This window comes from Dethiosulfatibacter sp. (genome assembly GCF_983023055.1).
This window is the reverse complement of the sequence record NZ_CEZJXU010000156.1, coordinates 1-5,142: the sequence shown is the minus strand read 5'-3', so window position 1 is coordinate 5,142 and position 5,142 is coordinate 1. Positions and strand designations below refer to the sequence as shown.

Sequence of the window (5,142 nt, the reverse complement as noted above, 5' to 3'; positions counted from 1 at the left end):
TTTCCTTAACCGCATAACACCAACGCTTCAAGGGGTTATGCATATTTTAACTTTCCTAAGCTATAAAAAAAGCACTGGAAAATCCAGTGCTATAATCTATTATATTATGTCCTTATACTTTAATAAATTTATATATGAATCTATTCCGTTTTTTATAACCGGGTCTTCAGATTGGAACTTGCTGTTGTGAAGAGGATGAACGAGACCTTTTTCCTCATTTTTAGATCCAAGAAAGAAAAACACCCCCGGATACTCATTCTGATAGAAGGAGAAATCCTCCCCTGTCATGTATGGCTTCACTATTTCAATAGCATCTCCCTGGGATTTTATAAATTCCTCAGTAAGCATTTCGTCATTATCTACAGGTTTATAAAAATCTGTAATCCTCACTTCTATTTCCATTTCATAGGCCATGGCAATACCTTCACATATAGTAGTTATTCTCTCCTTGATCCTATCATATACTTCCTGTCTAAAAGCTCTGATTGTACCTCCCATTTCAACTTTTCCGGGAATTACATTATGGACAGAACCTCCCTTTATATATCCAACAGTAACGACTGCATCATCTATTGGTTCTATGTTTCTACTTACAATACTCTGAAGAGATGATATTACTTGGGAAGATATGTATATTGGGTCAATTGTACTGTTTGGTACTGCACCATGTCCACCCTTTCCTATTAAGTCCAGTTCAAATTCGCCTGACATGGCCATTATAGGACCTGGTTTTACTCCTATCCTACCCTGATTTAAATATGGCCAAATATGAAGACCGTATATTTCAGTGATATTAAATTTGTCAAGTTTTCCGCTTTCAACTATTGGTCTGGCTCCTCCGGGACTTTCTTCTGCAGGCTGGAAGATGAATACTATGCTGCATGAAGTTTCAACACCCTTAAGATATTCGGCAAAACCAAGTAAAACAGCCATATGGTAGTCATGACCACAACCATGCATGTACCCTTCGTGGATAGACTTGAAGTCACTCTTTGTTTCTTCCTGTATAGCCAGTGCATCTATATCCGATCTAAATGCAATGGCGACGGAATCATCAATTCCCTTTTTACATGCAATAACTCCTGTTTCCAGTGCCGTTTCCACTTCGTAACCCATTCCTCTTAAAACATTCAATATATATTCGGTAGTCTTGAATTCTTTCATTCCGACTTCCGGTATCTTGTGTAGTTCTTTTCTATATTCCACTGCCTTGGTGTAATAATCCATTATTTTCTCCTTCATAATAAATATCTCTGGTCATCTAACCTTTTAAATTTTATTGAAATTGAAGCCTTTTATCAACTACTAAAAAAGTAGACCGTGAGATATTCACGGTCCTGGCAAAAAATTTAAGAGGCATAACAACTTTCGTTGTCGCTATTATTATAACACAATTCTTTTTTCATTCAAACATTAATTCAAAAAGTTGCAGTTCAAATCGAACTGCAACTCCTGATTTTTATTATTTAACCTTGTAAATCCATCCTTCCGGAGCTTCCACATCACCAAGCTGTATTCCAGTAAGAGTGTCATAAAGTTCTTTTGTAAAAGGTCCTACTTCAGTTTCAGAATGGAATACATGGTTGACTCCCTGATGGCTTATTGCGCCTATTGGAGTTATGACCGCTGCCGTTCCACATGCTCCTGCTTCCTTGAATTCGTCGATATTGTCTACTTCAACATCCCTTTCTTCCACCTTCATGTTCATATAGTTTTCTGCGAGATATAGCAGTGAATATTTTGTTATACTTGGAAGTATTGACGGAGATTTTGGAGTGACAAATACATCATCCTTAGTAATTCCAAAGAAATTTGCAGCTCCAACTTCTTCAATCTTCGTATGTGTCGCTGCATCCAGATAAATACAATCGGCAAATCCTGCTTCTACTGCTTCCTTATGTGCCTGAAGGCTGGCAGCATAGTTTCCGCCCACCTTAGCGGCTCCCGTACCCATTGGGGCTGCTCTGTCATATTCCGAAGTTATGAAATTTACAGGGGTCATTCCACCCTTGAAATACGCTCCAACCGGAAGACAAAACACACAGAATATATATTCTGTAGCAGGTTTCACTCCAACATTATGTCCTGTTCCAAACATGAATGGTCTCAAATACAATGAAGCCCCGGTTCCATAGGGAGGTACAAAATGTTCATTGGCTTTTACAACCTGCATGCAGGCATCAATGAATTTATCCACAGGCATTTCTGGCATTAGTATTTTTTCACAGCTTCTCTGCATTCTCTTTGCATTTTCATCAGGTCTGAAAAGCTGAATGGATCCATCCTTGGTCCTATATGCTTTAAGCCCTTCAAAACACTGCTGTCCATAATGCAAAGCAGTCGACGCTTCACTTATTTTAAGGAAGTTATCTTCAACAAGATTACCTTCATCCCATGTCCCGTCCTTCCATACAGATATATATCTTAAATCAGTTTTTATATAGTCAAATCCGAGTTCCTGCCAGTTTATTTCTGTTTTATTCATTATATACCACCTTGAATTATTTGTTTAAACCAGAACTGTCTGCTTTTTTACTGCTTCCGCACCTCTTCTTAATGCTTCTTCGTTAAGAGGAATAAATTTAGCCTTATTCTCACCAAATACCTTTGTAAAAGCTTTTATTATTGACCCCGGTTCTACAGCTTTGGAAAGTTCAAGATATGCGCCAAGCATAACCATATTTGCAGCCTTTGCATTACCTATATCCATTGCAATCTCATTTGCATCTATATAGTATGCTTCTATGTCACTTCGCGAAGCTTTTTTTTCTATAAGCGATTTGTTTATTACTAATTTGCCATTTGTTGCTAGATGGCTTTCAAATTTGTCCATGGAAGGAAGATTCATTACTACTGCTGCTGTAGCATCATTAGTAATTATAGGCGACCCTATAAGCTTGTTTGAAACTATAACATCACAGTTTGCAGTACCACCTCTCATTTCAGGTCCATAGGAAGGAAGCCACGATACCTGCTTATCTTCCAGCATTCCAGCATAAGCCAACAATTTTCCTATAGCCATAACTCCCTGACCACCAAATCCTGCCATTATAACTTTTTCCAACATTATTTTCCCTCCTCAAAATCCCTTAAGTTTCCCAGTGGATAGTATGGTATCATATTATCTTCCAACCATTTAAGAGCGTCAACAGGTGTAAGTCCCCAGTTTGTTGCACATGTAGAAAGAACTTCCACTATTGCAAATCCCTTCCCCTCCAGTTGACACTGGAATGCTCTCTTTATAGCCTTCTTAGCTTTTCTTACCGCTGCAGGATTGTGTACTGATACTCTTTCAACAAATTTTGCTCCGTCTATAGTAGCAAGCATTTCAGAAACCTTGAGAGGTTTTCCCGAATGCTCTTCTGTTCTTCCAAGAGGTGCAGTAGTTGCTTTTTGACCTATCAGAGTAGTTGGAGCCATCTGTCCACCTGTCATTCCGAATATTGCATTGTTTACAAAAATTGTGGTAATTTTTTCTCCCCTGAGAGCAGCATGTACGATTTCAGCCGCACCTATTGAAGCAAGGTCTCCATCTCCCTGATATGAAAATACTACTTTATCCGGTCTTACTCTTTTTATACCTGTTGCAACTGCAGGTGCCCTTCCGTGGGCTGCCTGATGAGTATCCATATTGAAATATTTATATGCAAGTGCTGAACATCCAACAGGTACAACTCCTATTGTATCTCCAAGAACTCCAAGTTCTACAAGTACTTCGCCAACCAATTTGTGAATTATTCCATGAGTACACCCAGGGCAATAATGCATCTGAGTATCATTCAATGCTTTTGTTTTTTCATATACTACTGTAGGTGTTTTTACAGACATTATTTTGCACCTCCTACTATTTCCTTAATTGATTTCATAACACTTGCCGGTGAAGGAACCATTCCACCAGCTTTTCCGTTAAAAGAAACTGGCCATCTTCCTCTTGAAGCAATCTTCACATCATCTATCATTTGACCCATGCTCATTTCTATTGTCAACAATCCCTTTGCTTCAGGATTGATTTTATCGAATGCTTCAACTGGAAAAGGCCAAAGTGTAATTGGTCTTATTATTCCAACCTTAAGTCCTTCTTTTTCAAGTTCATCAATTGCATTTTTTGCAATTCTTGAAGTTGTACCATATGCAACACATACTACCTCGGCATCTTCAAGACCATATGCTTCATATCTTGTTTCAAGTTCTTCAATAACCTTGTGTTTTCTTTCAAGCTTCTCATTGTGTTCCTGAAGAAGTTCAGGTTCAAGATACAATGAATTGATTACCCTCGGTTCTCTTGATTCTTTTGTACCGTCAGTTACCCAATCTTTTTCAGGAAGTTTTCTTTTAATAGGCTCCTTAAATTCCACGGCTTCCATCATCTGACCTATCATTCCATCGCCAAGTACCATTACCGGTATTCTGTATATATCTGCTACATCGAAAGATTCCATCAACAAATCCACAGTTTCCTGAATTGATGCCGGTGCATAAACTATATGTCTATAGTCTCCGTTTCCACCACCTCTAGTAGCCTGGAAATAATCAGCCTGTCCAGGTTGAATACTTCCCAGTCCAGGACCACCTCTCATCATGTTTACTATTACACATGGAAGCTCCGCTCCTGCTATATATGATATTCCTTCCTGCTTAAGTGCAATACCAGGGCTTGAAGAAGAGGTCATAACCCTTGCTCCTGCTCCTGCAGCTCCATAAACCATATTTATTGCAGCAACTTCACTTTCAGCTTGAAGAAATACTCCTCCAACCTTGGGAAGTTCCCTTGACATATATTCAGGTATTTCATTTTGTGGTGTTATTGGATATCCAAAAAAATATCTACATCCAGCCTTTATAGCTGCAGCACCTACTGCTTCGTTACCCTTCATCAATACTTTAGTCATCATCCTACCTCCTTATACCCTTTCCACTTTAATTACAGAATCAGGACACATTATCGCACAGTTTCCGCAGGCTATACATTCATCCATATTTACTACATGCGCCGGATGAAATCCCTTGGCGTTTATTACGTTTTGATCCAATTCAATTATCTTTTTCGGACATGCCGTAACACATAGTTCACAACCTTTACAAATGTCCACATTAAACGTTACTTGACCTTTAGCCATAGTACACCTCCATTAAATTTAACTC

The 5,142-nt window shown here is 38.7% G+C and carries 6 protein-coding genes; all 6 read right to left on the bottom strand.

Features of this window, described 5'->3' with window-relative positions; translation table 11 throughout:
• Window positions 1–99: 99 nt before the first annotated feature.
• Window positions 100–1,227, bottom strand: a complete 1,128-nt coding sequence (locus AC3AX0_RS06825; protein ID WP_487549556.1) for a M20 metallopeptidase family protein — start codon at window positions 1,225–1,227, stop codon at window positions 100–102.
• A 235-nt stretch (window positions 1,228–1,462) separates the two neighbouring features.
• Window positions 1,463–2,485 (bottom strand): branched-chain amino acid aminotransferase, encoded by a 1,023-nt coding sequence (locus tag AC3AX0_RS06820; RefSeq protein ID WP_487549555.1) that lies wholly within the window; start codon window positions 2,483–2,485, stop codon window positions 1,463–1,465.
• 24 nt (window positions 2,486–2,509) lie between these two features.
• Complete coding sequence (locus AC3AX0_RS06815; RefSeq protein ID WP_487549554.1) at window positions 2,510–3,067, bottom strand: 2-oxoacid:ferredoxin oxidoreductase subunit gamma family protein; 558 nt, start codon at window positions 3,065–3,067, stop codon at window positions 2,510–2,512.
• Window positions 3,067–3,828: a thiamine pyrophosphate-dependent enzyme gene (locus tag AC3AX0_RS06810; protein WP_487549553.1), complete on the bottom strand. Its 762-nt coding sequence runs from the start codon at window positions 3,826–3,828 to the stop codon at window positions 3,067–3,069. Before AC3AX0_RS06810 ends, AC3AX0_RS06815 begins: the two co-directional genes overlap by 1 nt.
• A complete protein-coding gene (locus AC3AX0_RS06805) occupies window positions 3,828–4,889 on the bottom strand; it encodes a 3-methyl-2-oxobutanoate dehydrogenase subunit VorB (protein ID WP_487549557.1) in 1,062 nt (353 codons plus the stop codon). Before AC3AX0_RS06805 ends, AC3AX0_RS06810 begins: the two co-directional genes overlap by 1 nt.
• A gap of 12 nt (window positions 4,890–4,901) precedes the next feature.
• Window positions 4,902–5,117: a 4Fe-4S dicluster domain-containing protein gene (locus AC3AX0_RS06800; RefSeq protein WP_487549552.1), complete on the bottom strand. Its 216-nt coding sequence runs from the start codon at window positions 5,115–5,117 to the stop codon at window positions 4,902–4,904.
• Window positions 5,118–5,142 lie beyond the last annotated feature (25 nt).

Coding starts and splice junctions, on each gene's coding strand:
- AC3AX0_RS06820 (WP_487549555.1), bottom strand. CDS start 2,485: ATGAATAAAACAGAAATAAACTGGCAGGAACTCGGATTTGACTATATA.
- AC3AX0_RS06815 (WP_487549554.1), bottom strand. CDS start 3,067: ATGTTGGAAAAAGTTATAATGGCAGGATTTGGTGGTCAGGGAGTTATG.
- AC3AX0_RS06800 (WP_487549552.1), bottom strand. CDS start 5,117: ATGGCTAAAGGTCAAGTAACGTTTAATGTGGACATTTGTAAAGGTTGT.
- AC3AX0_RS06805 (WP_487549557.1), bottom strand. CDS start 4,889: ATGACTAAAGTATTGATGAAGGGTAACGAAGCAGTAGGTGCTGCAGCT.
- AC3AX0_RS06810 (WP_487549553.1), bottom strand. CDS start 3,828: ATGTCTGTAAAAACACCTACAGTAGTATATGAAAAAACAAAAGCATTG.
- AC3AX0_RS06825 (WP_487549556.1), bottom strand. CDS start 1,227: ATGGATTATTACACCAAGGCAGTGGAATATAGAAAAGAACTACACAAG.